Annotated in this window: 23 protein-coding genes; 13 read left to right on the top strand and 10 right to left on the bottom strand. The window is 45.1% G+C overall.

Annotated features, from left to right (window positions below):
- Positions 1–96: 96 nt before the first annotated feature.
- The 4 genes from PG915_RS23740 (at position 97) to PG915_RS23725 (ending at position 3,295) form a co-directional block, all read left to right on the top strand.
- On the top strand, positions 97–1,005 hold the full coding sequence (locus tag PG915_RS23740; RefSeq protein WP_353499420.1) for an aldo/keto reductase: 909 nt from the start codon (positions 97–99) through the stop codon (positions 1,003–1,005).
- A gap of 198 nt (positions 1,006–1,203) precedes the next feature.
- A complete protein-coding gene (locus PG915_RS23735) occupies positions 1,204–2,487 on the top strand; it encodes a peptidoglycan DD-metalloendopeptidase family protein (RefSeq protein WP_353499419.1) in 1,284 nt (427 codons plus the stop codon).
- Between the two features lie 162 nt (positions 2,488–2,649).
- A complete protein-coding gene (locus tag PG915_RS23730; protein ID WP_353499418.1) occupies positions 2,650–2,889 on the top strand; it encodes a hypothetical protein in 240 nt (79 codons plus the stop codon).
- 160 nt (positions 2,890–3,049) lie between these two features.
- Entirely contained in the window at positions 3,050–3,295 is a 246-nt protein-coding gene (locus PG915_RS23725) for a DUF3297 family protein (protein WP_353499417.1), read from the top strand.
- A 102-nt stretch (positions 3,296–3,397) separates the two neighbouring features.
- Here PG915_RS23725 and PG915_RS23720 read toward each other — a convergent pair whose 3' ends face one another.
- Complete coding sequence (locus PG915_RS23720) at positions 3,398–4,963, bottom strand: arylsulfatase (RefSeq protein WP_353499416.1); 1,566 nt, start codon at positions 4,961–4,963, stop codon at positions 3,398–3,400.
- A 303-nt stretch (positions 4,964–5,266) separates the two neighbouring features.
- On the opposite strand from PG915_RS23720, the gene PG915_RS23715 reads away from it, so the two are divergent.
- From PG915_RS23715 to PG915_RS23705, 3 genes are all read left to right on the top strand, one after another.
- On the top strand, positions 5,267–6,841 hold the full coding sequence (locus PG915_RS23715) for an arylsulfatase (RefSeq protein ID WP_418643006.1): 1,575 nt from the start codon (positions 5,267–5,269) through the stop codon (positions 6,839–6,841).
- A 151-nt stretch (positions 6,842–6,992) separates the two neighbouring features.
- Complete coding sequence (helD, locus tag PG915_RS23710; protein WP_353500207.1) at positions 6,993–9,053, top strand: DNA helicase IV; 2,061 nt, start codon at positions 6,993–6,995, stop codon at positions 9,051–9,053.
- An 18-nt stretch (positions 9,054–9,071) separates the two neighbouring features.
- Positions 9,072–9,965 (top strand): LysR family transcriptional regulator, encoded by an 894-nt coding sequence (locus PG915_RS23705; protein WP_353499414.1) that lies wholly within the window; start codon positions 9,072–9,074, stop codon positions 9,963–9,965.
- Between the two features lie 24 nt (positions 9,966–9,989).
- Here PG915_RS23705 and PG915_RS23700 read toward each other — a convergent pair whose 3' ends face one another.
- Positions 9,990–10,781, bottom strand: coding sequence for an SDR family NAD(P)-dependent oxidoreductase (locus tag PG915_RS23700; RefSeq protein WP_353499413.1), 792 nt, complete (start codon positions 10,779–10,781; stop codon positions 9,990–9,992).
- 160 nt (positions 10,782–10,941) lie between these two features.
- The gene (locus PG915_RS23695) at positions 10,942–12,687 is read right to left on the bottom strand and encodes a methyl-accepting chemotaxis protein (RefSeq protein ID WP_353499412.1); all 1,746 of its coding nucleotides are present in this window, start codon (positions 12,685–12,687) and stop codon (positions 10,942–10,944) included.
- Positions 12,688–12,977: 290 nt separating this feature from the next.
- Between PG915_RS23695 and PG915_RS23690 the strand changes: the two genes are divergently transcribed.
- Complete coding sequence (locus PG915_RS23690) at positions 12,978–13,571, top strand: beta-phosphoglucomutase family hydrolase (protein ID WP_353499411.1); 594 nt, start codon at positions 12,978–12,980, stop codon at positions 13,569–13,571.
- Positions 13,572–13,644: 73 nt separating this feature from the next.
- Here PG915_RS23690 and PG915_RS23685 read toward each other — a convergent pair whose 3' ends face one another.
- Positions 13,645–14,118, bottom strand: a complete 474-nt coding sequence (locus PG915_RS23685; RefSeq protein WP_353499410.1) for an FKBP-type peptidyl-prolyl cis-trans isomerase — start codon at positions 14,116–14,118, stop codon at positions 13,645–13,647.
- Positions 14,119–14,129: 11 nt separating this feature from the next.
- Positions 14,130–14,753 (bottom strand): thiol:disulfide interchange protein DsbA/DsbL, encoded by a 624-nt coding sequence (locus PG915_RS23680; RefSeq protein WP_353499409.1) that lies wholly within the window; start codon positions 14,751–14,753, stop codon positions 14,130–14,132.
- Between the two features lie 144 nt (positions 14,754–14,897).
- Between PG915_RS23680 and PG915_RS23675 the strand changes: the two genes are divergently transcribed.
- Complete coding sequence (locus PG915_RS23675) at positions 14,898–15,536, top strand: OmpA family protein (protein ID WP_353499408.1); 639 nt, start codon at positions 14,898–14,900, stop codon at positions 15,534–15,536.
- Between the two features lie 69 nt (positions 15,537–15,605).
- On the opposite strand, the gene PG915_RS23670 is transcribed toward PG915_RS23675, so the two are convergent.
- Together PG915_RS23670 and PG915_RS23665 are read right to left on the bottom strand one after the other, a co-directional pair.
- Complete coding sequence (locus tag PG915_RS23670; protein ID WP_353499407.1) at positions 15,606–17,354, bottom strand: formate--tetrahydrofolate ligase; 1,749 nt, start codon at positions 17,352–17,354, stop codon at positions 15,606–15,608.
- Between the two features lie 165 nt (positions 17,355–17,519).
- Positions 17,520–18,827 carry an inosine/guanosine kinase gene (locus PG915_RS23665; protein WP_353500206.1) on the bottom strand — a complete coding sequence of 436 codons (1,308 nt, stop codon included), beginning with the start codon at positions 18,825–18,827 and terminating at the stop codon, positions 17,520–17,522.
- Between the two features lie 208 nt (positions 18,828–19,035).
- On the opposite strand from PG915_RS23665, the gene PG915_RS23660 reads away from it, so the two are divergent.
- Positions 19,036–19,983: a sensor domain-containing diguanylate cyclase gene (locus PG915_RS23660; protein WP_353499406.1), complete on the top strand. Its 948-nt coding sequence runs from the start codon at positions 19,036–19,038 to the stop codon at positions 19,981–19,983.
- Positions 19,984–20,024: 41 nt separating this feature from the next.
- Here the strand turns inward: PG915_RS23660 and PG915_RS23655 are convergent, their stop codons facing one another.
- A complete protein-coding gene (locus PG915_RS23655; RefSeq protein ID WP_353499405.1) occupies positions 20,025–20,501 on the bottom strand; it encodes a CreA family protein in 477 nt (158 codons plus the stop codon).
- 72 nt (positions 20,502–20,573) lie between these two features.
- Here PG915_RS23655 and PG915_RS23650 point away from each other — a divergent pair, with 72 nt between their 5' ends.
- Positions 20,574–21,074 carry a hypothetical protein gene (locus PG915_RS23650; RefSeq protein ID WP_353499404.1) on the top strand — a complete coding sequence of 167 codons (501 nt, stop codon included), beginning with the start codon at positions 20,574–20,576 and terminating at the stop codon, positions 21,072–21,074.
- Between the two features lie 125 nt (positions 21,075–21,199).
- The gene (locus tag PG915_RS23645) at positions 21,200–21,850 is read left to right on the top strand and encodes an HAD-IA family hydrolase (protein WP_353499403.1); all 651 of its coding nucleotides are present in this window, start codon (positions 21,200–21,202) and stop codon (positions 21,848–21,850) included.
- 481 nt (positions 21,851–22,331) lie between these two features.
- Here PG915_RS23645 and PG915_RS23640 read toward each other — a convergent pair whose 3' ends face one another.
- Positions 22,332–23,768 carry a methyl-accepting chemotaxis protein gene (locus PG915_RS23640; protein WP_353499402.1) on the bottom strand — a complete coding sequence of 479 codons (1,437 nt, stop codon included), beginning with the start codon at positions 23,766–23,768 and terminating at the stop codon, positions 22,332–22,334.
- Between the two features lie 145 nt (positions 23,769–23,913).
- Complete coding sequence (locus PG915_RS23635) at positions 23,914–25,149, bottom strand: aromatic amino acid transport family protein (protein WP_353499401.1); 1,236 nt, start codon at positions 25,147–25,149, stop codon at positions 23,914–23,916.
- Between the two features lie 499 nt (positions 25,150–25,648).
- Here PG915_RS23635 and PG915_RS23630 point away from each other — a divergent pair, with 499 nt between their 5' ends.
- A complete protein-coding gene (locus tag PG915_RS23630; RefSeq protein WP_353499400.1) occupies positions 25,649–26,587 on the top strand; it encodes an endonuclease/exonuclease/phosphatase family protein in 939 nt (312 codons plus the stop codon).
- Positions 26,588–26,643: the final 56 nt, after the last annotated feature.

The raw sequence follows: 26,643 nt of genomic DNA, 5'->3' as shown, positions 1-26,643 counted from the left end.
AACTTCGTACTCCAGTTCGTTTTTTCGAATTTTACCCGTTGTGAGCCTTGGTAAACAAGCTTAGGATGTGGGCAGATTTAAATAAGGAGATAACCCATGGTTTCTAAAGTAACGATGGCGCCAAATGGGACGGAATTTTCCGAGCTGGTTCAGGGGTATTGGCGTTTGGCTGATTGGGGGATGACACCGCAAGAACGTTTGACCTTCCTTAAACAGCATATCGAACTGGGTGTGACGACCGTTGATCACGCCGATATTTATGGCAACTATGAGTGTGAGACACTATTTGGTGAAGCGCTGGCACTGGATCCATCAGTCCGTGAGGAAATCCAGATCGTTTCAAAGTGCGATATTAAGCTATGTAGTGACAAGTTCTCAGATCGCAAGATCAACCATTATGACACCAGTGCAAAGCACATTTATGAATCGGTAGATAACTCTCTACAGAGACTGGGTGTGAATGAGCTTGATGTTCTGCTGATTCACCGTCCAGACGTTTTAATGGATGCTGACGAAGTCGCCGATGCATTTAACGAGTTGTATAAAATCGGTAAAGTGAAACACTTTGGTGTATCTAACTTCACGCCGCGTCAGTATGAGTTACTGCAATCGCGCTTAAGCAAGTCTCTGGTCACTAACCAAGTTGAAATCAACCCAATTAACTTTGAAGTTGCTCACGATGGTACTTTAGATCAGCTACAGCAACTAAGAGTGAAGCCAATGGCTTGGTCTACTCTTGCTGGTGGTGAGATCTTTAATGGTCAATCTGAACAAGCCCAGCGTGTTCGCAGTGAACTTGAAGCGATTCGAGCAGAAGTCGGCGCGACAAGCATCGACCAAGTGATTTACGCTTGGGTGAAACGTCTGCCATCTAACCCGCTTCCTATCATTGGCTCTGGTAAGATTGAGCGTGTAAAAGCCGCTATTTCGGCGTTAGACATTGAGCTAACTCGTGAGCAGTGGTATCGAGTTTGGGTAGCATCTAAAGGTCATGGTGTGCCATAGACCGTCCTGATACTTTGAACCAAGAAACGCCATAAAATTGAAAGATTTTGTGGTGTTTTTCTTTTGTGATTAGGTTTTATAGTATGATGGCGTAGTTTTCTGCTCACCGTTTGATACAAAGTTGGGCAATAGTTATGTTTTCTTTACTTGATGGGAGATGTTATAATATAACAATTGTTTGTTTTTCGTATCACCATTATGAAGCTTCTTCGTCCTATCTTGATGACTACTGCTGTCATCGCTCTCTCTATTGCTTCTTTAATTAGCTTTCTGCCTGAACCGACACCAGAGTCTGTTGAAATAAAGGTGACTCCTTATCTAGGAGAGACAGTTTTGGATTCTTTTTCGAATCTAGACCAGCCAAAAGACCATTCAACTCGAGTTCACTACTTTGTCAAAGTAGGGGATACCTTAAGTTCCGTTTTCTCATCATGGAACCTTGGTTACTCAACTCTTCAGCATGTTCTAGAAGCTGACCTGAATGTATTAAAACTCGACACTATCAAACCAGGCGATCATCTCGAGCTTATTATCGACTCACAATCAAAACAGTTACAGTCGATGATCTTCCATCAGAGCTTGGTAGAACGCGCTATCTATAGTAAAGAATCAGATGGGTCGTTTGAGTATCGCTTTGAAGAGGAGCAGGGTGACTGGAAAGAAACCTTGTATTCCGGAGAGGTTCACGGCAGCTTTTCTACTTCTGCGCATCGAGCTGGTCTTTCGACAAGGCAGATTGCAAATATTACTCAAGTGTTGAGGGACAAAGTTAACTTCGCCAGAGAATTACGTGCGGGTGATCGTTTCGAGATTTTGGTTAATCACCAATACTTGGGTAATCACCCAACGGGTAACGCTGAAGTTCAAGGTATTTCCATTGCATTGGGTAATCGAGAGGTTGCAGCGTTCTTAGCTGATGACGGTCGCTTCTATGACCGTGATGGCAATAGCTTAGAACAAGCTTTTGACCGCTACCCTATAGGCAAGGCCTATCGCCGAGTAACCTCCCACTTTAACCCTAAGCGTAAGCATCCGGTAACAGGAAGAATATCTCCCCACAACGGCACCGACTTCGCGACACCTGTGGGTGCACCGGTCTATTCAACTGGTGATGGTAAGGTAATAGCTATCCGCAACCATCCTTACGCTGGCAAGTATGTGGTCATTGAACACAACAGTGTTTACACCACACGTTACTTACATTTGTCTAAATTTTTGGTGAGACAAGGACAACAAGTGAAACGCGGCCAGAAGATTGCGCTTGCGGGTGCAACAGGTCGATTGACAGGTCCACACCTCCATTTTGAAGTGCTGGTGCGAAATCGTGCCGTAAACCCACTTACGGCAGACCTTCCTTTGGCGACATCTATTTCAAAGGAGGAAAAGAGCCAGTTCTTAGCGCGTATTTCAGATTTTGATCGCCGAGTTGCCAATAAACGCATGGCAAACCAAGAGCAACCAATGAAAGACAGTGATGTTTAGTGTCTTGGACTTTTTTAATAGCGCTTGAAATAGTTTGATGTACTGGTGTTTGAAAATTAGCCAAAAACTGTTCTTGAATATGCTACCTGGTTAACATAGTTTGTGGTTTGCTTGAATTACAATCGACCCCAAATCAATGGTTTGATTATCAGGAGTGCCTTCATGCAAAGGATTGAAAACTGTGTATGCAGTGTTTGTTGCGCTGAAACGAAACACATTGTGGTACTGGTTGAAAAACCGGCTTTAGCGGAAGGTGAACATTCACAAGACAATAGTGCATTTTTGGCTAACCTATTAAAAGGCTGGGTGTTTGGCGGACTGATGACGTCCACCCACGCCTATTCCTGTCACCGCGTCTGCGAGGTATGCGGTACTAAGATCATCGAGGATTACGTGGAATAACTTGTTTTACTGGGTTGTTAATTGTCCAATTGATGGGCAAACGATCAGTGTTGTAGAGATTGTACGTGAAAATAGCGTGACATCGTCAGAGACTAGTTGAGCAGGTGGAATGTATTGACTACAATGAGCCACTTTTCACTAACTCATTCAGGTTATCACCATGAGCGACAACGCAAAGCCAGAATTACCAGATCATCTATCAGGCAACCCTCGTAGCCCACATCACGTGGCTGAGTGTTTTGAACACCAAATTGGCATTCGCCTAAACGGTAAAGAGCGCACAGACGTTGAAGAATACTGCATCAGCGAAGGATGGGTTAAAATCCCTTCTCCAAAAGCAAAAGACCGTTGGGGTCAACCTATGCTGATCAAACTTAAAGGTACAGTTGACGCGTTTTACGTTTAATTGACACCTAAGAGAAAAGGCCAGTCACTTTCGAAGTGGCTGGCCTTTTTTATAGCGCTTGTTTATAGCGCTTGGTTTAGCTTGCTTGTTCCAAACGAAGCGTTATTTCATTTGCTCAACTTGTTTCTGAAGTTGATCAAGCTGTTGCATTTTGCCTTTTAGGCCCAGTGACTGGTAATCAATTGCTGCTGGGTTCATCATCTGACCTTGCTGCATTGGGTAGTCTGGCAATGTTTTGAAGAAGTCACCTAGCACGTCTTGAATCGGTACGAATAGCCACATGTTGTCAGCCATCCAGCGAAGGTACATGCCCGACTCGTGTGGTGCTTTTTCAAATGGGTCTGCACGCAGGTGAATAATTTGTGGCCAGTTTGGCGAGAAACGGATAGCGTTCGAGATATCACCCTCAAGAACAGCAAAGTTTAGCTTCCAATCATTCCAACGAACAGCGTTAAGCTCACCATTTGCGGTGAAGTAAAGCAACGAATCACGTGGTGCCTCGTCCGTTTTACCTTCAAAGAATGGTTTAAAGTTGTAACCGTCGATGTGAACACGCCAGTCTTTGCCATTTGCTTTGTAGCCTTTGGCAAGTTGCTCTTTCACGTCAGGAACGCCTGCAGCATCAAGAAGTGTTGGTAGCCAGTCTTGATGAGCCATCATTTCGTTGATCTTCGTTCCAGGTTCAATGACCCCAGGCCAGCGAACAAGTTGAGGAACACGCATACCGCCTTCCCATGTTGTCCCTTTCTCACCGTGGAAAGGTGTTGCACCACCATCAGGCCATGTCACAGTTTCTGCACCATTGTCCGTCGAGTAGATAACAATGGTATTGTCAGCGATCTTTAACTCATCGAGTTTGTCTAGCAAGATACCAACATGGTCATCGTGCTCTAACATACCGTCAGCGTAGATAGATACTCCAGACTTACCTTGATATTTCTCTTGTAGGCGCGTCCAAACGTGCATACGTGTTGTGTTGTGCCAGATAAAGAAAGGTTTGTCGGCTTTTACTGCTTTTTCCATGAATGCCAACGATGTTTCTAGGAACTCCTCGTCCGCGTGCTCCATACGTTTACGAGTCATAGGTCCGGTATCTTCAATCTTGCCATCTGCGTATGACTTGATTACACCACGTGGACCGTAGTTCTTACGGAATTCTGGGTCTTTCGGGTAGTAGTAAGTCTCTGGCTCTTCTTCAGCGTTTAGGTGGTAAAGGTTACCAAAGAACTCGTCGAAACCGTGTTTTGTAGGTAGGTGTTGATCTTGGTCACCCAGGTGGTTTTTACCAAACTGAGCCGTCATGTAGCCTTGATCTTTCAACAAGTCTGCAATAGTAGGAGCCCAGTCTGGAATGCCGTGCGTCGAACCTGGCATACCGATGGTAAGAAGACCTGTACGGAAAGGCTCTTGACCCGTAATAAATGCTGCACGACCAGCAGTACATGATTGCTGACCATAGTGATCGGTAAACAAGGCACCTTCATTAGCAATACGGTCGATGTTTGGGGTTTCATAACCCATCATGCCCTGGTTGTAGGCACTAATGTTCCAGTAACCAACATCATCGCCAAAAATCGCTAGGATATTTGGTTGGTCTGCTGCGATAGCTGCGGAAGATGTAGCAACAAGGCCTACGCCCATTGCGATCTTACTTAAGTGGTTCGCCATTCTAGACTCCATCGTTTTTTAACTTATTGGATTTGAACGAGACACCCAAAGGTATCCGGATGTTTGGCACTTTAGGCGAGTCGCAGGCGGAAGTCGTCTTATAGAGACTATAAAGAAAAGTTATAACCATTCTTATCTAACTGATATCTAATAGCTTTAGCTATATATGGAAACAAAAAAGCTTACCGAATGGTATGTGATTAGTGTCGAATAATTCAGCTTTATAACCTGATGACATTTTCAAGAAAAACCGTTGTGTTAGTGGTAGTTATGCATGTTAGCGACTATATGTTAATGGGCGGGATGCAACCAACTAACGTAGAGGTTTACATGACAACGACAACAAGGTTTAAGCGGAGCTTAGCTGTATTGGCTACCGCGTTAATTGGTGTTTCAGCAAGTGCGTATGCCGAGGATAAACCCAATATCCTCGTAATCTGGGGCGATGACATTGGTCAATCCAACGTCAGTGCATACACATTTGGTTTAATGGGTTACAAGACGCCTAACATCGATTCCATTGCTAAAGGTGGAATGATGTTCACCGATTATTATGGCGAGCAGTCGTGTACGGCTGGGCGTTCGACATTTATAACAGGTCAAAGCGTACTTCGAACAGGCTTAAGCAAAGTGGGTCTTCCTGGTGCAGATTTAGGTTTGCAAGCGGAAGATGCCACGATTGCAGAGCTACTTAAGCCTCACGGTTATATGACCGGGCAGTTTGGTAAAAACCATTTGGGTGATAAAGATGAGTTTTTACCCACCGCCCATGGCTTTGATGAGTTCTTTGGTAACCTTTATCACTTGAACGCTGAAGAAGAGCCAGAAAACATCGATTATCCGAAAGATCCAGAATTTCGTAAACAGTTTGGTCCTCGCGGCGTCATCAAATCATTTGCTGACGGTAAAATTGAGGACACAGGACCTTTAACGCGTAAACGTATGGAAACGGTGGATGAAGAAACCTTGTCAGCTGCGCTCGATTTTATGGATCGTGCTGTCGCGGCGAAAAAACCGTTCTTTGTTTGGTGGAACGCGACGCGCATGCACTTCCGTACCCATGTTAAAGACGGCAACCTAGGCAAATCAGGTATCAGTTATTATGCAGATGGCATGATTGAACACGATAACCATGTTGGAGAGCTGCTTAAGAAAGTTGACGAGCTAGGTATTGAAGACAATACCATTGTGTTTTATTCCACAGATAATGGCCCTCACATGAACACCTGGCCAGATGCGGGTCTCACTCCTTTCCGTGGCGAGAAAAACACCAACTGGGAGGGTGCTTACCGAGTGCCTGCAATGGTTAAGTGGCCAGGCAAAATCGAAGCGGGTAGTGTGTCTAACAACATCATGCACCACATGGATTGGTTACCAACCTTCCTAGCAGCAGCGGGTGAGCCAGATGTAAAAGAGAAGCTACTTAAAGGGCACCAAGCCGGTAACAAGAGCTTCAAAGTTCACTTAGATGGTTATAACTTCTTACCGTATTTAACGGGGGAAACTGAAGAGTCTCCACGTGCGGAAATTTTCTACTTCTCTGATGATGGCGATCTCACCGCACTGCGTTATAACAATTGGAAAGTGGTGTTTATGGAGCAACGCGTAGAAGGAACACTGCGTATTTGGGCAGAACCGTTTGTTACGCTTCGTGTACCGAAAATCTTCAACCTGAGAATGGATCCTTATGAAGTCGCTGACGTGACGTCCAACACTTACTATGACTGGATGATCGATAGGGTTTATCTACTGGTACCGGCGCAAGTATATGTAGGTAAGTTCCTAGAGACCTTCAAAGAATTTCCGCCAAGGCAAAAAGCAGCGAGCTTTAACTTGGATGATGTGATGGAGAAGCTACAGACACCGACCAACAAGTAAATTGATGCTAAAAAGCGCTCCCAACGGCTGGGAGCGTTTTTATTTGGATTCTTTTTCACACTTATTACATAAACTTGGATGGATTTAGCGAGTTGATACAGTAGACTGACTACTATAACTCACAATGAATACCACGTTATCTCGATTTATCATGCTGCTAACCGCCACTCCGACCGCTGAAATCTTTACTCAACATGAGTTCCGAACCATTGAATTGCAACCGCACTGCTTAGTACTGCATTCTGTTCGAGCGGAGGTACGAATACCTTTCTGTGAATGGAGCGGCAAGCTTAGCGTTAAGCGGGGCTTAATTTGGTCTTCGATTACGGTTCATGCTCATGAGAGTGACGATAAGCAGGTATGCTGGGTCGTACAAGGTTTGCCATGGCAAGAAGTGCAACGATTTGCCAAGAATGCTGTATCGGTGTACCAAAACTGGCATCGAGAACAAAGTGCCATGCTTAAAACCTACTTGCCAAAGTGGGAGCAGGAGTTGACAAGACTGCGTACATTACCTCAGTTCCTGCCGCATTCATTGATGACAGGGTGGGTAGATGAGGTAAACAGTCAGTTTCTGGAGATGAACATGTCAATCTCCGAGGCAATGCGTACTATGCCGAATCGAATCCAAAAGTTGCTGCCATGGCTAGATGAGACTCAACACGCACTGGAAGAACGCAACACCAACTGGTTGGTTGATGAGCGCGAAAACTGGCAGGTGCTGTTTACGCAATCAGAATCGTCGCCAATGAACTATTCGCAGCAAATGGCCGTTTTGCATAACAATGATCAGAATTTGATTCTAGCTGGAGCAGGTTCAGGCAAAACCAGTGTGTTAATGGCAAGGGTTTCGTACTTGTTGCAAAGTCATTTAGCACATCCAGAGCAGATACTCCTTGTCGCTTTTGGTCGTGATGCCGCCAATGAAATGCGTGAGCGATTAGAGAGAAAGCTTGGTAAAACCGCTGATGACATTGCGGTACTGACTTTTCATCAGCTTGGCCTGCAAATCCTCAAAGAGACAGAAATTCAACCGCCGAAACTTACCCCGCTCGCCACAGAGTCAGCACAGAAAAATGGGTGGTGTATTGATTGGCTGAAAAAACACTGGATGACGCCCACCAACTTCAAGCGTTGGCAAAAGCACTTATCCAAATGGCCTATTGCTTACCTAAAAGGCGATGAAGAACTTGGCAGTCAGAGTGAAAACCCTAAGTTGATTGCTTGGCTTGAGCAGCAACTCGACCAGTTGATCGCAACAGGGCTGAGCAAAAAAGCGATTCAAGAACGGCTTATCGATGATGCCGAATACACACGTTTGAATAGTGAGCTAGCATTGTGCTGGCCTTGCTATCAAGCTTGGCAAAAGATGCTTAAAGACAATGACCAGATTGACTTTACCTCGATGATTACCAACGCAACTAAGCGAGTGAGTTCGAAGAAGTTTACTTCACCGTGGAAGTTCATCATGGTTGATGAGTATCAGGATATCTCACCCGATCGCCTAGCCTTAGTGCAGTCTTTATGTGAACAGCCTGACAATAAAGCGTCGCTGTTTGCTGTTGGGGATGATTGGCAGTCAATCTATCAGTTTACTGGCTCCGATGTAGATTTGACCACCGAGTTTAGCGACCGTTTCCCTCATTCATCGGTGCATTTACTGGATACCACTTATCGCTTCAGTGACAAACTCAGTGAAGTGGCGTCTGATTTTATTCAGGCCAACCCTGCGCAAATCAGTAAAGAGATAAAAAGCCACAAAGCTGTGAAGCAAAAAGCGGTTGTGATTGAACATGGTAATCGAGTAGAAAAAATTCTCGATGATATCAACAGCAAGGCAAAGAGTGCCAAATCGGTGCTACTGCTTGGCCGTAATCATTATCACAAACCAGAGCTGTTTCATGATTGGCAGAAGCTATTTACTAATCTGTCATTAGAGTTTATGACCTGTCACTCGAGTAAGGGTAAAGAGGCCGATTTTGTTATAATCGTCAATGCCGATGAAGGGCAGTTCCCGGCTAAGCGTAAGTTTATTCACTTAAGTGATGCACTAACGAAAGGCTCAGATGAATATCCTCATGCAGAAGAGCGACGCCTATTTTATGTGGCGATGACCCGTGCGAAAAGTCGAGTGTGGATTACTTATCAATCGTCACCGTCACCGTTTGTTAAAGAACTGATGGATCATGATTTGGTCATGGTGAAAAAATAACTTTGTGGATTATTGGCTATGAACATCGATTATCTACGTTTATTTATTCGTCTAGCAAGTACCCATAACATCAGCCAAGCAGGGCAAGAACTTGGCTTGTCGCCCGCCGTGGCGAGTGCTCATATCAATAAACTTGAGGAAAGTGTTGGCGCCCGTCTTGTCCATCGCACCACTCGAAAAGTATCTCTAACGCAGGAGGGGGAGGCGTTTTTGCCTCATGCAGAAAATGTGGTTGATAGTGTTGAACTCGCCAAAGCTTCTATTGGCGGGCAGGGCGCATTGGCTTCCGGCACGTTGCGAGTGACAGCGCCTTCGTCTTTTGGCCGTATGCATTTACTGCCAGCTATGAATGCATTTATGGAGCAAAATCCAGAGCTTTCAGTCGACCTGCGCTTTTCTGATTCGATTGTTGATTTAGTGGATGGCGGTTTTGATGTAGCCATTCGTAACGCTGAACTAAAAGACTCCAGTTTGATTGCCAAAAAATTAGCGCCAGATCATCGTATCATCTGTGCTTCACCCGATTATCTGGCTAAATATGGAACGCCCGATTCGCCACAGGCTTTAAAAGATCATCAGTGCATCAGAATTACCGGTATCGATCATTGGGATTTCAAAACTGCGAATGGTGATGTCAGCATTAAGATTGCGGGCAAAATTCGTTCAGATAATGGTGATGCGATACGTGAGCTTTGTATGGCAGGTCATGGAATTACGATGAGCAGTACATGGAGTGTGTATCAGCAAATAAAAAATGGGGAGCTGGTGGAAATTTTACAGCAAACCCCTTACCAATCGGATACCGCTATCTGGGTGTTGTACCCAAGTTCAAGGCTCGTTGCCCCGAAAGTCCGAGCTTTTATTGATTTCTTTAGCGACTATTTTGGTACGCCGCCATATTGGGATTTATGACACAGATCCTCTTTGAGCGAATGCTCATAGGTAATGATCAAGAGCAGAGATGACTGCTGCAACCTTTTCGGTGTTCTGCGCGTCGTTGTGCGGTTTCGCAAACTTGCCGATGTCGTTATCAAAATAAAGACCGCTGGCATTTTCAAACTGATCAGCCAAAGCGGCTCTGACGAGAATGTCTGCACCAATATTCAGATCGTTACCAGCTACGCCGTACGCCTCTTTAACCATTTTGCTGCCCAAGAAGGATGCCGGATTGACGGCAACAAACACAGGTCCGCTTGGATACTCAGCCGCCATGGCTTGTGTCCACATGGTGATAGCCAGTTTTGACTGCGCGTATGCGTCATTGTCAGAAAGTACCGGACGACCAACCATAGCTTGAACATCAACAGGTGCTTGTGCCGCTGATGATAAGTTCACTACGCGGCCATCACTATTTAATAGCGGTAATAACTGACGAGTCAGAATATATGGGGCGATGGTATTTACTGCAAAACGTACGTCTAGGCCGTCGTTTGTCAGAGTGTTTGGTGTGGCAAACACGCCTGCGTTGTTGATAATCACATCAAGTTTGCCATGCATCTCAGAGACTTGAGTGGCCAGCTGGCTGACTTCGCTCAGAACAGACAGATCGGCGACATAGCTTTCAATCTTGGCATTGCGATTTAACGCCGCTACTTCTTCTACTGCTGCTTTAAGTTTCGCTTCATTGCGCCCATGCATTAGGATGTGGTGACCCTGTAGAGCGAGTTTTTTTGCTGTCTCTAAGCCAATACCATCGGTCGCGCCAGTTAATAAAAGTGTTTTTTGCATGGGGGTCGTCTCCTGATGAATGAACAGCTATAGATTAGACAACGGAAGGCAACTCACCAAGAAGCTAGGCTAGTAAACAGTTTATAGTTTTTGTTGATAATAAAAAAAAGCCTTTGCGCAGGGCAAAGGCTGATTAGGTAAATCTGTGTTTGAGTCAGGACTAAATTTTATAGCCCGATACAACATCATCCATATGTTGAGTTTGCCCTGAAACCTTTTGAACCTCTTCAATACAAGCATTGGCATTGCTCATATTGTCAGTGGAGATCTCATTCAGTTCGGTAATCGACTCGCCAACTTGATTCATAACTATGCCTTGTTCTTCAATGGCGGCAGCGATTTGCTCTGAGTTTGCTTGGATCTCAGACATATCAGTAGAGATTTGTTGCAGTGCTGTATCTAACTTGGCTGAGGCGGATAGCGTTGCAGCGCCTTGTGTGTTGCACTGCTCAATATCATCAACGACCGTGGTCATCTGAGATTGAATAGCGGTCACCAAATTGGTGATTTCTTCTGTGGATTGGTGAGTTCGGCTTGCTAGCGCGCGAACTTCATCTGCAACTACGGCAAAACCTCGGCCTTGCTCACCCGCGCGCGCCGCTTCGATGGCTGCATTGAGCGCCAAGAGGTTGGTTTGCTCAGCAATATCTTGAATGATATGTACGGCACCTCCAATTTTGCCTACATGGTCACTCAATGAACGTATTTCATCATTACTTTCAGCTAGCACAGCAGACAAGGATTGAATATTACTTACGGTGTCATCAACAAAAGTACGGCTTTGCTGAGAATTGTCTGCTGCTTGGTTAACGACATCCGCAGCTTTGTGCGTCGTTTGAGAGATCTCATCGATAGTGGTCACCATTTGCTGAACGGAAGCCGCCATTGAATTGGTGTGATCGCTTTGGCTGTGGAACTGTTCTACCACAAGTTGCAGCTCGGAGCTCATGTTGCTGCTACTGTGTTTTAGCTGACTAGATTGCTGCTGTGTATCGGCGACCAGCGCTCTAAAGCTGTCGAGTAGGCTATTGACCGCGCGACCAATCGAAGCGATTTCGTTTTTACCTTCCGACGGCACATGCGTTGTAAGGTCGTTTGTGCGAGCAATAGTGGAAATATTGGTCTGCAACGTATCAACGTCACGGCTGATGGAGCGAAGGATAATGCCAATTAATGCGACGATCGCAAAGATAAGCCCACCAGAAATAACCCATTTGATTGTTGTTAGTGTGGCAATCGCTTGATCCAACGCGTTGTGAACGGTTTGATTAAAGGCTTTGAAATCTGATTCAATACTGTGAGAGCGGCTGCGGGTTTCACCTAGCAAGCCTTGGTCGTATTTAAAACCAATGATGGAGCGTTGTGTTAACGTCTCTTGGCCTAGTCGATCTAGCGGCGCGATGCCACTTTTGTTCAAAGAGAGAGTAGAACCTGTAAGCACGGCATTTTCTAGTTCGATAAGCGATAGAGTTAGATTATTACGCTGGTGTCTATCTAACTCTTGCTTGAACTGCCCCATAATGCCGTCATTAGGCGTCAAGCCTAATGTTTTATAGGCCGCGACCAAGTTAGTAAATGCACTACGATAATCAGCCAACTCTCGATCGAGTTGATTCGGTAGTGGAACATTGGATGCTTCGAGAGTTTGTTCTAACGCGCTTTTTTGCTCATTGAACAAACCAGCATTAGTGTTGAACTTATCTAAGTACTTTTCATCTTTACGGAGTAAGAAGTCTTTTTCATTACGGCGAAGGTTGAGAAGTGTGACTTCTAGTTGTCCAAGTTGCGTAACGGCATTGGAAAGGTTATCGGTAGTGCGGGCGAAGTAGGTACTGGTTCCGAGTACCGCAAGTATCGCCAACAGTGACAGCGATCCTAAGAGTAGAAGTTGATGCTTAATCTTCATAGTGAGCCTTAACTAATTATCTATCCGTATTGAAACGCCTTGACTGAAGTGGGATCAGTAGACGCAAAGTTTTGTTATTATTTGAACTTGGAACCGTTTCGGGTGCGCAATATAGCAAGTTATTGATTTTTAGTCTTCATTTGCAATAGCAAGAAAAAGAAATGGAATCGAGTGCATATAAATCGACCTGATGGAACTCTTTGTTGATATTTATATCGGTAATAGTATGCCGTTCTTTAGCGAACGGTGTAGGCTTTAGAGCACAAAAATGAACATAAGAGGTTAACGTCTTGTTACAGCTAGAAAAATACGATGCAATTATTTTTGATATGGATGGTACGCTTTTGGATACCATGCCGAACCACGTAAAAGCATGGGAGTTAACTGCGGAATACTTTGCGTTTCCATTTGATCGGACTTGGCTGCATTCACTTGGAGGCATGCCGAGCTATAAGATTGCAGGTGAGGTAAACCAGCGCTACGGCCTGAGTTTGGATCAGCAAACCGTGTCGGCTTTCAAAATGGAGATGTTTGCTACGTTGCCATTTCATGGTGCCCCAATTCCACATACTTATGAAGTATTCAAACAATACCGAGGTCAGAAGCCGATGGCGATTGGTACCGGCAGCCAGCGCGACTCTGCAATAAAGTTGCTCACGGAAGCAGGTGTGTTGGAGGCGTTTGACTGTGTCGTGTCTGCAACCGAGGTGAACAGCCATAAACCGAATCCAGATACTTTCTTAATGGCAGCGGAGAAAATGGGTAAGCAAGCTTCACGCTGTGTCGTTTTTGAAGACACGAAACTGGGACTGCAAGCTGCCCGCGCGGCAGGCATGGACTGCTATTTAGTGACTGAAACCAGCTTTGAATTCTATCCTGTGTAATGAAAAAACGCCCTATCAATGATGATAGGGCGTTTAATTAGGGTGTTTCTCAATCTTTCATTAGAGCGCGAGTTTATTGAATCTCGATTAACTCAACATCAAAAATCAATACTGCTGCAGGTGGAATTGGACCGCTACCGCCTTTTCCGTAACCTAGCGTGCTAGGAATGTACAGGCGGAATTTGTCGCCTTCTGACATGTATTGCAAGCCTTCTTGCCAGCCCTTGATCACTTGGTTAAGACCAAAGCTGATTGGTGTTCCACGATCAACGGAGCTATCAAAAACAGTGCCATCGATTAGCGTACCGTGATAGTGCACTTTTACTTTGCTCTTAGCCGTTGGCGTTTCAGTATTGTCGCCTTTATGAAGGATCTCATATTGAAGGCCACTTTCAGTGCTGATCACACCTTCTTTCTTGGCATTCTCTAGTAAAAATGCCTGACCTTGTTGGAAGTTCTCTTCACCTGCTTTGCTGTTGTTCCAAGTGCGATAAATCATGAAAGCTGCCAGCAGCAGAACGATAACAGGGATAAGAATTTTAGACACAATCTTTCCTTTTATTTTGTTTTTAGATAATTAATGGTTTCAGCGATTTCATCGATTCCCTGATGACCAGAGACCATGACTTCATACTTGCCGTTAACAATAAATGTCGGTACCGCATTAATTTGCGCTTCAACAGAGACTGACTCCGCGACTTCTAGATAACGAAATAGCTGCTCTTGTTGCGTTTTATCGAGTTCGTATGGGCTTACCATGTCGCGAGAGTGGAAAATACGATCAAGTTCCGCTTTTTTTGCTTCTCCATCAAGGTCGCGATCTTGAACCAAAGCAAAAAGGCTATCTTTCATATCAGCTGGCACTTTACCGTTTTCGGATTGCATTACCGCAGTGTAGAAAATCATTGCGGCAATTTTAGCACTGTCATTGAACATGACGTGCAGTTTGCCCAGTTTTTCACCTGTCTGTTCTTCTAGAGCGGGTAACATTGGTTCTAGGTTACGACAGTGGCCACAGCTTAAAGAAAAGATTTCAGTGACTTGTGGAAGACGATACGTCGCTAAATTGGTGTCGAGCGTGCGGTATTGTTTGCCTTCAACTGGAGTAGATGACTCGCTGCAAGCAGCAACAGCCACAACCAGCGCTAATATAGATAATGACTTAGAAAGTGTTTTTAACATAATAATGCTTCTAAATGAATTTAACCCAAAGAGTGTAACGTTGAATGAGTGAACCACACAAGAGGGGAAAAGACGAAAGATTTATTGTAAAGCTTTGACTATTTCGGTCGATAAAAGAGTAAGTTCAAAAGTGAGGAGTGGGTGATGTTGAAACTGAAAAAAATCGTAGCTGTTGCTGTAACGGGCGCTGCTGCGATCATTTTGTCAGGGTGCAGTTCGATGTCCGCAACCACCAGTAAAATGTTCCCAGCAATGCTAGAGACTGCGCCGCGTGGTGAAAGCGATGTGATGCACGCCGATTGGGCCGAGGCGCAGATCATGTCGAGTGCGAGAGTCGGTGGACCTAATGGTCAATATCGAACTCAGTCATGGGATGAGTTGGAGACGTATTTGGTGAATCACGGATTGGATTATGAATTGATCCCCGGTGATTATGTGATGATTCGCCTTAAGCAAAAAATCCATTTTAATACGGGCTCTGCCAACGTTGCAGACGGCTCTGCTCAGTGGTTAAGTCAGCTCGCTAGCTTTTTGTCAAATCAAAACGGGGTGGATGTTGTCATTGGTGGTCATACCGACAATACCGGTACAGTGAAACTCAATGACTCCTTGGCAGATAAGCGAGCGGAATCGGTTAAACGAGCACTGGTTGGCAATAAGGTCCCACAACAGATGATCTACACTCGCGGTTACGGAGAATACGTTCCGGCGTGTACCAACTCTACCCAGTTTGGTAAAGCCTGCAATCGTCGAGTGGAACTGACATTGATTGTTGCTCAGTAATCTCGAAACATTAAAAAAAGCGACGGATAATCCGTCGCTTTTTGGTATCTTACTCTTAATAGTCTGGCGTTAACTCAATCCAACAATATTGCCATCGTCATCAAGATCTAGGCTCATAAAGGCGGGTTTGTCAGGCAGACCCGGCATGGTCATTACATTGCCACACAGAGCGTAAACAAAACCTGCACCAGCGCATAGTCGCAACTCGCGAATCACGACATCAAAGCCGGTTGGCGCGCCTTTTACACTGCCATCGGTCGTGATAGATAGGGGGGTCTTCGCTAAGCAGACGGCAAGATTGTCAAAGCCGTGTTTCTTGTAAATCTCAAGCTGCTGCTGAGCTTGGTAAGATAGAGTGACACGTGCTGCGCCGTAGCCGACTTCACACACTGTCATTAACTTTTCTTCAATGGATTGCTCTGCGGTATATAGTGGCTTGAAGTTCGCCTCTGTTTCGCAGGCTTCAATTACTTTTTCAGCCAGAGCAACCGTTCCTTCACCGCCTTTAGCAAAACCTTCACTGATCGCTACGCGACAATTGCTGTCGAGCGCTTCTACCCATTGTTTCAATAGCTCTAGCTCTTGCTTGCTGTCTTGTGGGAAACGGTTGATTGCCACGACAGCTGGAACACCATATTTAGCAACGTTGTTGATGTGCCATTTCAGGTTTTCAAAACCAGCTTCAAGCGCAGCGCTGTCCTCACCATAAATGCTATCTGGGATTGGCGTACCCGGCTTAAGGTCATATAAGCCTGAATTAGCTTTTAGACCGCGTAGAGTCGCGACAATCACGGCACAATCTGGTTTTTTATCAGTCGCTGACGCTTTGATGTTACAAGCTTTCTCAAATCCCATGTCAGAGCCAAAACCGCCTTCTGTAACGGTGTAGTCGCTTAGCTTTGTGGCGATGCTGTCAGCAATAATTGAGGAGTTACCATGGGCAATGTTTGCAAATGGTCCAGCGTGGATAAGCGTTGGGACACCTTCCAGTGTTTGCATCAGAGTTGGTTCAATCGCCTCTTTCATGCTCACGGCCATAGCACCCGCGACTTGTAAGTCTTCTGTCGTGATTGGCGTGCCGTCGATAGAGTAGGCGACAACAATCTTGCCGATGCGCGCACGCAAATCTTTTAAACCTTTAGCTAGTGCTAAGATAGCCATCAGTTCCGATGCCGCCGAAATATCAAAACCATCTTGGCGCTCGTAGCCGTTGATGGTCTTGTTGATTTCGTTTTGACCAACCGTAACCATACGCAGCGCACGGTCGTTGTGGTCTACAACGCGTTTCCAAACCACATTTTTGCTATCTATCTTTAGTGCTTTTAAGCCAGTGCGGGTTTCAAATGCTTCAAAACCTTGACGCTGCTCGTGATAGATACGCGCATCGATAGCGGCGGCCGCTAAATTGTGCGCCGCCGTGACTGCGTGAATGTCACCGGTTAAGTGAAGGTTTAGCTCTTCCATTGGGGCAACTTGCGAATAGCCTCCGCCAGCAGCACCACCTTTAACACCGAAAATGGGTCCCATAGAAGGTTGGCGGATACAAGCCATCACCGACTTGTCGAGCTTTTTTAGACCCTGAGACAAACCGATAGTTGTCACGGTTTTGCCTTCGCCAAGAGGAGTAGGGGTAATTGCTGTAACAACGATTAGCTTGCCATCACGGTTGTCTTTGAGGCGAAAGACCGCGTCCCAAGTGATTTTAGCTTTGTGATAACCTTGCGGATGATATTCATGCTCGAGCAAGCCTGCTTGCTTGGCAATGTCAGAAATAGCGGAGAGTGACGTCGTACGACAGATATCGATATCGGAAAGCATTAACGGTCCTTAAAAGCCACAAAATTATTGAGGAAAACGTTTGCGTCAGGATGATACTGGTTAAATATGCTTTGTAAAGCTAAATATTCAGCGGCCTGAACTAATATTAACCAGCTGTTCAATAGCTGTATAATTTAGAAACAAAAAAAGTGCCGAAGCCCTTTTTTAACGATCCCAGTAAGCTTCTTCCAGGCTGTCTTCTCTTTCTGGAAGAGCGCGTGTTAGGCGAGGAGAATGCTGGGTGAGTACTTCGTAGCTTACGCGGTTCGCGTATTTACAAATTTGTGAAAGCGACGAGTACGTTAAACATGGTGCAACGTGCTTGTCTGAGTCTGATACGTTCTTGCTGTGGAATGAGTTAGCCGTCATATCATGTAGTAATGCAGAAAGAGCGCCATCACCAGCACCATTGGTGTTTTTGATCTCCAATGGACCACCCAGATAAGGGCCAATATGCGAGTACACTTTTTGCGGATCGGCACAATCTTGCTTGCGCATAGCTCGGCTGAACTCAAATTGGTTGAAATCGCTGAAGTGCTCAGATGATAGCAAATCATGGGTGGTTTCACGTAGAGTCACGTTGTCACAGTAACCAGCCATGTACAAGCCGTTAGGGCCTGCAGTACACAATACCAAGTCAACCCAGTCTAGCGCTTTATCTGCCGCTTTTAGTGGTTCGGCAAAGCCGGTCAATGCTTCACCTTCTTCTTCGTTCATCGCCAGAATAGTGACGTTTTCTTGAATATAGTCTTGCCAGAATTTCTCGTTGCCTTCGATTACCCATTTAGTACCAAGTGTGAGCACGACTGGCACTGACTTCTGCTTGGCGAGTTCAACCGCACGAGCAACTGCTTGTGGCATTGGGTCTTCGGGTTTACCACGCATCAAGTAAGAAGATACGACTAGTGCAGACGCTTTATTGAACACTGATTCAGGGATACTTTCTGGACGTAGCTGATTCATTTCGCCTTCGTTAATTGCGAAGGTGCGCTCGCCGTCATCGGTGATCAAGGTATAGCAACGACCAATAGGGCCATCGACAGTTTGCAAGTGGTTAAGGTTCATTCTTGAAGAAGTACGGCAAAGGTAACGGTAGCCGTAAGAACCTACTTGGATATTTTTTGACATGACACCAAGCAGCACAGACTTACTGTCAGCGAGAACTGAATAGTTGTGTAGAGTGTTGCCAATCGTGTCACCCGGGAATTGGTGAGTGATCAGTTCTTTCTCGACTAGTTCGGCGTAAAGAGCGTCCGCTTTGCTCTCTTCTAGGACTAGCGAGTGTCCCTTACTCAAGTCGTATTTCGCTAAGAAGTCGTCATCAACACGTGCTTCGATATCAACGATGGTTTGACCGACACCAACAATCGTTGGGCGATACAGTTTTGGCGCTGACTGCGCCTGACTGACCGATAGATCTTTCTTGCTGGTAGGGAAATAGTGTTTTGACTTACGTTGTCCAGGAAATTTCATAATAAAGGCTAGCGGCTCAAAATTTGGCGGCATGATATCACAAGAAGTTTATTTGTGTTTCATGAAATTGCATTGAATGTGTGAGTTGCTTCAGTTTTGGGGCGCGTGCTATCTAGGTCAGCGGTCACAAACTGAACCGATTGCCGTACGGAAAGTGTGTCAATATGCAATACTGTTCATTGTTAGGGTAAGGTTGAGGGCGCAGGTTATGGACATGAAGAATCTGACAGTCGACGAAATTAGAGCGGTATTAAGTCGCTTAGATTGCTATTTTTTTGTCAAAGACCAACATGCACGCTACACCTACGTTAACGACGCAGTATCGCGTTTATTTGGTAAACCTGCCGAAGAGATTGTTGGTGGTGACGACGCCCAGTTTTTTGATCTCCAACAGTGCCATGATCTTATTCAACACGACAGAAAAGTGCTCGAGGGACAATCGCTGTCACAAGTTGAAAAAAGCACGGATATTCATGGTGAGACGCATCATTATCAAATCCTCAAAACACCGATTTATGATTACGAAGGCAATGTGGCGGGAATTTTTGGCTTGGCTATCGACATTACAGAGTCGATCGCCAAGCGAGATGAATATGAATACTTAGCCATTCGAGATGTTCTGACTGGCGTTTACAATCGCCGTTACTTAGAGTTGCAATTGAAGCGAGAAATTGCCGCTCACGTTCGCCATAACAGGCCACTCTCATACGTCATGCTCGATGTCGACAATTTTAAACACATCAATGACAGCTATGGTCACAGCATTGGCGACTATGTTCTTAAAAATGTTGCCAAGCTAATGGAGTCATCGGTACGCGAAGAAGACTATTGTTTCCGTTTCGGCGGTGATGAGTTCGCTTTGTTGTTACCCCTCACATCGTTACTTGCTGCATATAGGGTGGCGGAGAGAATTCGTGTCAGCATTGCCGAGCATGAATTTGTTTCTTCAGAAGGTCAAAAGTTTACCATCAATATTAGTCTTGGGGTTTCTCAGCTTACTGATGGGAATACGGGGTTACTTGTCGCCCAAGCGGATGGTGCGTTAATGACGGTGAAACGTGAAAGGGAAGGAAAAAACATGACGTTGGTCTATTGTGACAAACAAGGCCACATTACCGAGTGTGATCGATGTAAGTTGAAGCGAACCTGTCACTAAAAAGTCAGCTCTAAAGAAAAGAGCTGACTTTATGTCGAAGACTACTGTTGAACGTCTACCGGAGATTCTACGTAGGCTTTAGTTCCCCACAAAGGAACGGTCGACAAGCTATGTTTAAAGCTGCCTGATGTTTCTTTGGTTGAGTATGACAGATACATCAGGGTTTGGTTGTCCGAATCGTAAATCCTACGAACCTTCATGCTCTTGAAAAAGATACTTTTGGATTTCTTGAAAACCACTTCGCCGGATTTAGATTTGTCTATTTGAGCGATCATCTCAGGCGTGATTTCACCTGTTTGGCGGCATGAGATAGAACTGTCACTTGGATCAGCTAGACTCAAATCTGCCTCGATGCTCGCTACGTGGCAGGTTACGCCAGTGATTATCGGGTCATCAAGAGTGTTGAGTTTAATATCTTTTAATGTGAACATACCGAGCGATACATCTCCCACCTCTTTGTCACCACAACCCGATAAGGCCAACGTGATAAGCGGGACCAGCAAAAGCTTTTTAAGCATAAAGGATTCCTTTTTAAATTAGGCTTTTGTATACCATAACTAAGGTTACCCGAAAAATCGAATAGGATTAATATGAAAGATATAGCCACACGCCTCCACAACGAAAAGAATCAATGGCTGGCTAGCCAAGTAGAAGGTGGGTATCCAACCAAAGAGAGCCTCAAAGGTCGCGATCTTTATCTCGGCGCTATTACTAGCTGTTACTTGGAGCCGTTTGAAGCCCCAAGTGACTCAATAACGAACATTGAGTGGCATTTGGTCGACTTCCATCGGCTAACCATCATGTTCTCACTGTTGCACTCGAAACGTTGGGCAAATGATGAGCACCAGCAACTCATTGTAGAATTTCTTACGCAGATCATCGTTGAGCCTAGTCACGCGCTGTACGTTGGTTTTGAGCATGGTGAGGTCGCGGCGGCAGCTATGGTATCGATGGAAGGAGATACGGTGTTGATTTCAGATATCACAACTTCAGGCGTATGGAACGAGGTGAATGTAGCCTCTACCGTGGCTTCTCTAATACAAAGTGCGCAGATTGCAACTAATTCACAGGTTTGGTTAGAAAAACGGTGATCAATCACTGAGTTTCGAATTTTGCTTTCTTCAAATATCTAAACTTTCGAATCCATCGCCTTCTGAGTCGCTGAAGTGTATTAATATTCAACGAAAATTAAGTGTAAAAGGTCGTTGAACACATAATGGCGAGTATTAAGTGTGTATTGTTTGATTGTGATGGAACCTTGGTTGATAGCGAGCGTTTGTGCTGTGTTGCAATAGTAGAAACGTTCGCGCAAGTTGGGGTGACACTTAGGTTAGACGCCGTCATGGATAACTTTGTTGGCGGAAAGATAGCAGACGTATTAACGTCCGCTCAAGAACTGGTGGGGAGCCACGTATCACTCGATCTGTTAGAGCCTATCTATCGCGAGCAAACTCAACGTCTGTTTGAAGAGCAGTTAAGACCAATGGAAGGAGCCGTTGAGCTCCTCGATTTCTTGGATCAATCCGGTATCGAATATTGTGTGGTGACAAATAGTCCTACCCACAAAGCCAAAAAGATGTTGGTGACAGTGGGATTGGAGCAGCGCTTTAATAATCGTGTGATTTCAGCGTTTGACGCTAATAGCTGGAAGCCAGAGCCAGACTTACTTCAATATGCAGTGACTATGATGGGCTTTCTGCCTGACGAATGCTTGTACATCGATGACACGGCCAAAGGCGTTAAGATGGGTGTTGCCGCTGGGATTCAAACCATCCACTTTGCGTTGTCCTGTGATTACCAACAAAATTCTAGTACTTGCCTCACCTCGATGAGTGAAGTAATCAAACACATCGAGAAGGCAGAGTAGTAACAGCAGTGAAACGTTAGTGCATCAGGTGGATATGTTTGATGCGTGGAACATGATTTTGAAAATGCGTGCTCTGGTATACCACGAGACTATGATGAGAAAATTGGCGGGTAAAGTAGCCACAATCTGCGCATATAAATGTTTCTGCATCTTCAGATAATAGTCCTTCATCAGACCCACACACTGGACATAGACCCAGAGGTTGATGCGAAGGTTTGGTTTTATTCATAAAACCCCTCTTGTTGTGGAGGATAGGCTTGTTTTTATGATTGTAATACTCTTCAGTGCAACTCACTTACATTACCCGCGAATTGAACTAGGTAATGCGACTTATATCACTAATATTAGTGAATGACTCGAAGTCATCATTCGTATCAATGCGCGTGCATAAAAAAATAGACCAGGTGAACTGGTCTATTTTGCATTATGGCTAAACATTCTTTTGACTAAAACGCTCTAGTTGTTTAAGAGCGTTTTTTTGTTAAGTGCGATAGCGAGTCAATACTTCGCTCAGCACCTTCGTTGCTTTCGATAGGTTCGCGACGCCAATTTCACTGTTTTCCGCAACTTCACGAATTGTTGCTGATTGGGTACGAATATCGCTAAGCTCTGTGGCAATTTCTGATGCTACGCTGCTTTGCTCAGCAGCAGACGTCGAGATTTGGGTACTCATGTCCATGACGGCACGTGAAGAGTCAGCAATTGAGTTTACGTCGCCGCCAATGTCACCGATGAGACTGCTACTAGACTGAGCTTGCTCAACAGTTTGTTGGGTGATTTCGGCAATGTTTTGACTTTCTGACTGCAGCTTTTCAATCATAGCTTGAATCTCCACAGTGGCAGCCTGAGTACGACTTGCCAAGGTGCGAACTTCATCTGCTACCACGGCAAACCCGCGGCCTTGTTCGCCAGCACGTGCCGCTTCGATTGCGGCGTTAAGTGCGAGTAGGTTAGTTTGCTCTGAAATCGCATTGATCGTGGTGATCACTTCATTGATTTGCGTCGTGTTGTCGGTTAACGCTGCAACAGAGTGCGATGCTTCTTCGATGTAGGCAGACAGTTGGTTAATATCTGCAATAGCTTGCTGTACACGTTGATAACTTTGCTCAACTTGTTTGCTATCTTCTTCCGCCTGTTGGTTTGATTGCAAAGAGATGTTAGACACTTCTTGCGCAGAAGCCGTCATCTCCTCCATTGCCGTTGCGACAGAATCCAATGAAGCATATTGATTGTTGATTTGGCTGTTACTGCGTGCCATTTCTTCATGAAAAGAAGAGGCTGTTTCCTCTAGGCTAGTCGCGGAGTTTTTAACCGTGGTAACAAGCTCAGTCAACGTATCCATTGCTTGGTCTAGGGCGACACCGATAGTACCAAACTCATCACGTCCAGCGACAAAGTTAAGACGGGAAGTTAGGTCACCATCTGCGATTTTGTTTACCGTTGTATATAGCGTGTAAAGAGCACCGCCAAGGAAAGTCGCAAGCCAGTAGCTGAAAATGCCAAATGGAATCACCCATAGGTAGGTTAGCGCCAAGCTAGTTAGTGCGTCAGATTTCGCTTGCTCAAGTTGACTGTTCATTGAAATGCTAAGCGAGTAGTTTTTGCCATCGCTGCCTTTCGCGCTAGCAGAAACAGTACCATTATTGATGCCTGTGGACTGAGAATATCCTTCTGTCACGCCCATTTTGTTAGGTAAAGTCATATCACCCGCAGCATGTGCCATGTCGAGATAAGCATTGAGGCTTGCTTCGACCTGACTAATAGCTTGAGATTCAGAACTGGTTACTGCGTCTTGATAGCGAGCGACGGACGAGTAGGTGAGTGCGGCAAAAAACAGTGCAAACACAATCCATACTTTGTCGTTGATCGACAACTTAATAAAAAACGCATCGATTTTTCTAAATTGTACTTCTCTCATGGGCGGCTCCGTGAGTGATATTGTTATTATTGAATTGAATAGACATGAAAAAGCCCCTGAGGGGCTTAATTAATGGGTATGATATCGACTTTTTATGAAAAAACTTTATAGCTATACATCATTGCTGTGATGATGATCACTAAAACTAGCCGAGACTTGGGAGTACATGAAAGCTTACAAGTAATTGAGCGATAACGATAACCAGGCCTACACTCATTGCGACATATAGCGCAATTTGTCCACCACCGGTTTGATAGTGGGTCGTAGATTGAGCCTGGTCTAACTTAGCCTTACGAGTTTTCGCTACCATCACGGTTGGTAGAAATATCGCCAGAATAGCTAGGGCGATTGCCGCGTATCCCAACGCCATAATAAAGCCTTGTGGGTAGAACAGGGCAAAACATAAAGGTGGCAAGAAGGTAATCAGCGCCGCTAAAGCACGATGAGCAAATGTGCTGTCAGTTGATGTCTCTGTTGATGCTTTACGGCCGAGATCTCGCAAGTATTCAAACAAGCCCAAACTCACACCTAAAAACGAAGTCACTAAGGCTAGGTCTGCGAATACACCAATAATCGTCGCCAATCGCTCTACATGAACGGTGCTTGAAAGTAGCAAAATCAAGTTAGATAAGCCGCTATTTTCAACCAAGGTTTGTTGTTGAACAACGCCTAGCGTCACTAATTGCCAAAAGACGTAAATGATCAAAGGAAGGCTCGAGCCGATAATAATCGCTTTACGAAGCGAAGCGGTATCACCCTTAAGGTAGTTAACAATCGCCGGAATACTGCCGTGGAAACCAAATGAGGTAAAGACCACTGGGATAGCTGCAACAATCAATCCTTGCTGGAGTGGAAGGCTGGTTAAGTAACCTTGTGTCACATTCGGTGCTAGCAAGAAAAGCACGCTGCCCATGGCAATCAGTTTGATGGTGAACAAGACTCGATTAAGTTTGTCCACCGCATGGGTACCAACGGTGACGGTTAATGCGACGATCAACGTAAACACAACGGTTGCTGTGGTTGATGATAACGATAGACCAAATACCATCTCTAAGCGTTCAGCAAATTGACCGCCTCCTCCTGCAATGTATGCCGCACACAATGCATAAAACAAAAACAGCATAGCGAAGCTGGCAATGTACTTGCCTTTCTTGCCAAGGATCTGTTTTGCAAGCGTATGTAATGTCGCCGAATGGTCTGCATATTGGTGTAGCTCAACCATTAGCAGTGCGGTATAGGCCATAAGCGCCCATAGACTAACCATTAATAGCAGAGAGGTACCAAAGCCGATGCCGGCAGAGGCAATGGGAAGGGCAAGCATACCTGCACCTATCGTGGTGCCGGCGATGATCAGAGTGCTTCCGAGAACTTTTGATTGCATTGTATATAATTCTTTACGCATTGATGGTGATTAGCGATATGTAAACCAATTAAGCCAGCTTTATAGACGCTAATTCTGATAATCGTGCGATTATGCAGTGCTAAAAGCTAACGATCAAGCACTTTGTACGATAATGTTTATAAGTGTGTAAAATTAAATTTACACTCAGGTATTGGAGCACGAAGCAATCGTTTAACGATGACTTTGCTCAAGGAAATGGTATGAGTGAGTTGGGTTTCTTGTTAATGTCTTATAGCGTTACTACATTGTCATATAGACATGATTAAGGAATATGAGCATGGAAAAAGACATCAACGAACACGAGCTAGAGTGGCTAGATGCGATTGAAATTGGTCTGCTGTTGTCTGAGTTTGATGTGAACGAGCAAAGCGAAGAGCAATAGTCCTGTATAAATAGTGGTAAGAAAAAGCGGTGAATAATCCCACTAGCGACTATCCTAATGAAATGGAAGGGATTATCGGCGTAGTGAGGAGCGAGTATGGTACGAGTGTTTACGCTGTTGGCCATTCTTCTACCGTTAATTCTTACCGTTTACCTAAGATTTTTCCAACCTTCCTGGCAGCTTGAGAACCTTGCTGCTTTCTTATCTTTATTACCCATCTATTTTGGTCTGTTGGCGCTGATATTTTTAGTAATGCGCCATTGGCTGCTGTCTGCTGGGCTCTTGTTTACGGTACTAGTCTCTACGATCGGAATGAGCAGCACATCCTTCAACCAGAGCGCTTGCGTCACTAGTCGCCTGTCAGTTCTGCAATACAATGTGTTTTTTGATAATCCATCGTTAGCGTCGCTGATCGACTATGTGAGCAAGGCTCAGCCAGACATGGTTGTGCTTCAAGAAGTTTCGCCAAGTCATGGGCAGGCGCTAGAAGCGTTGTTTAGTGCTTATCCCTATTACTATGGTGGTCAGAGCCGGGTTGGTTACCCTAGTGGGCAAATGGTATTGAGTAAGACACCACTTTACGGCATGACAACACATCGAACGGCTGCTGGTCACGCTTTCATTAGTCTTGTTTGGCAAACTCGATTTGAGCGAGATGTTATGGTGATAGCGGCTCACCCACCGTCGCCAAGAAACCAGAAGCACTGGAACGAAAGAAATGACATGCTGGCAGAGATAGAGTCACTAGCGCTTCGCTCACCGTTAGCATTCAATTTAGTCGTAGGGGATTTTAACCTCGCGAGTACAACTCGGCGTTTCGACAAATTTTTACCTCTGTTTCGCACTACACCCATTCACAGCTGGCCTGTGTTTCTTAAGCGCTGGCAGCTGCAAAGCTACCCAATAGTTGTGATAGACCACTTATGGGTAAGTAATGAACATAGTAATGAGTCACCGATATGTCGAAGAGAGCGAGTGATGGAAATCACGGGTTCGGATCACGCAGCGGTTATGACGGTTTTGAATGTTGAGTAGAACGTGAATTTAAGAGTGTAAAAAAGCGACCATTAAGGTCGCTTTTTTTGATCAAG

Origin of the sequence: Vibrio sp. CB1-14, from assembly GCF_040412085.2 — a bacterium.
GTDB lineage: Bacteria > Pseudomonadota > Gammaproteobacteria > Enterobacterales > Vibrionaceae > Vibrio > Vibrio chaetopteri.
This window is presented reverse-complemented; position numbering and strand designations above follow the sequence as displayed.

What these genes read in the sequence shown, in the direction of transcription:
- PG915_RS23740 (WP_353499420.1), top strand. Translation starts at nt 97, where the DNA reads ATGGTTTCTAAAGTAACGATGGCGCCAAATGGGACGGAATTTTCCGAG.
- PG915_RS23735 (WP_353499419.1), top strand. Translation starts at nt 1,204, where the DNA reads ATGAAGCTTCTTCGTCCTATCTTGATGACTACTGCTGTCATCGCTCTC.
- PG915_RS23730 (WP_353499418.1), top strand. Translation starts at nt 2,650, where the DNA reads ATGCAAAGGATTGAAAACTGTGTATGCAGTGTTTGTTGCGCTGAAACG.
- PG915_RS23725 (WP_353499417.1), top strand. Translation starts at nt 3,050, where the DNA reads ATGAGCGACAACGCAAAGCCAGAATTACCAGATCATCTATCAGGCAAC.
- PG915_RS23720 (WP_353499416.1), bottom strand. Translation starts at nt 4,963, where the DNA reads ATGGCGAACCACTTAAGTAAGATCGCAATGGGCGTAGGCCTTGTTGCT.
- PG915_RS23715 (WP_418643006.1), top strand. Translation starts at nt 5,267, where the DNA reads ATGCAACCAACTAACGTAGAGGTTTACATGACAACGACAACAAGGTTT.
- helD (WP_353500207.1), top strand. Translation starts at nt 6,993, where the DNA reads ATGCTGCTAACCGCCACTCCGACCGCTGAAATCTTTACTCAACATGAG.
- PG915_RS23705 (WP_353499414.1), top strand. Translation starts at nt 9,072, where the DNA reads ATGAACATCGATTATCTACGTTTATTTATTCGTCTAGCAAGTACCCAT.
- PG915_RS23700 (WP_353499413.1), bottom strand. Translation starts at nt 10,781, where the DNA reads ATGCAAAAAACACTTTTATTAACTGGCGCGACCGATGGTATTGGCTTA.
- PG915_RS23695 (WP_353499412.1), bottom strand. Translation starts at nt 12,687, where the DNA reads ATGAAGATTAAGCATCAACTTCTACTCTTAGGATCGCTGTCACTGTTG.
- PG915_RS23680 (WP_353499409.1), bottom strand. Translation starts at nt 14,753, where the DNA reads ATGTTAAAAACACTTTCTAAGTCATTATCTATATTAGCGCTGGTTGTG.
- PG915_RS23675 (WP_353499408.1), top strand. Translation starts at nt 14,898, where the DNA reads ATGTTGAAACTGAAAAAAATCGTAGCTGTTGCTGTAACGGGCGCTGCT.
- PG915_RS23670 (WP_353499407.1), bottom strand. Translation starts at nt 17,354, where the DNA reads ATGCTTTCCGATATCGATATCTGTCGTACGACGTCACTCTCCGCTATT.
- PG915_RS23665 (WP_353500206.1), bottom strand. Translation starts at nt 18,827, where the DNA reads ATGAAATTTCCTGGACAACGTAAGTCAAAACACTATTTCCCTACCAGC.
- PG915_RS23660 (WP_353499406.1), top strand. Translation starts at nt 19,036, where the DNA reads ATGGACATGAAGAATCTGACAGTCGACGAAATTAGAGCGGTATTAAGT.
- PG915_RS23655 (WP_353499405.1), bottom strand. Translation starts at nt 20,501, where the DNA reads ATGCTTAAAAAGCTTTTGCTGGTCCCGCTTATCACGTTGGCCTTATCG.
- PG915_RS23650 (WP_353499404.1), top strand. Translation starts at nt 20,574, where the DNA reads ATGAAAGATATAGCCACACGCCTCCACAACGAAAAGAATCAATGGCTG.
- PG915_RS23645 (WP_353499403.1), top strand. Translation starts at nt 21,200, where the DNA reads ATGGCGAGTATTAAGTGTGTATTGTTTGATTGTGATGGAACCTTGGTT.
- PG915_RS23640 (WP_353499402.1), bottom strand. Translation starts at nt 23,768, where the DNA reads ATGAGAGAAGTACAATTTAGAAAAATCGATGCGTTTTTTATTAAGTTG.
- PG915_RS23635 (WP_353499401.1), bottom strand. Translation starts at nt 25,149, where the DNA reads ATGCAATCAAAAGTTCTCGGAAGCACTCTGATCATCGCCGGCACCACG.
- PG915_RS23630 (WP_353499400.1), top strand. Translation starts at nt 25,649, where the DNA reads ATGGTACGAGTGTTTACGCTGTTGGCCATTCTTCTACCGTTAATTCTT.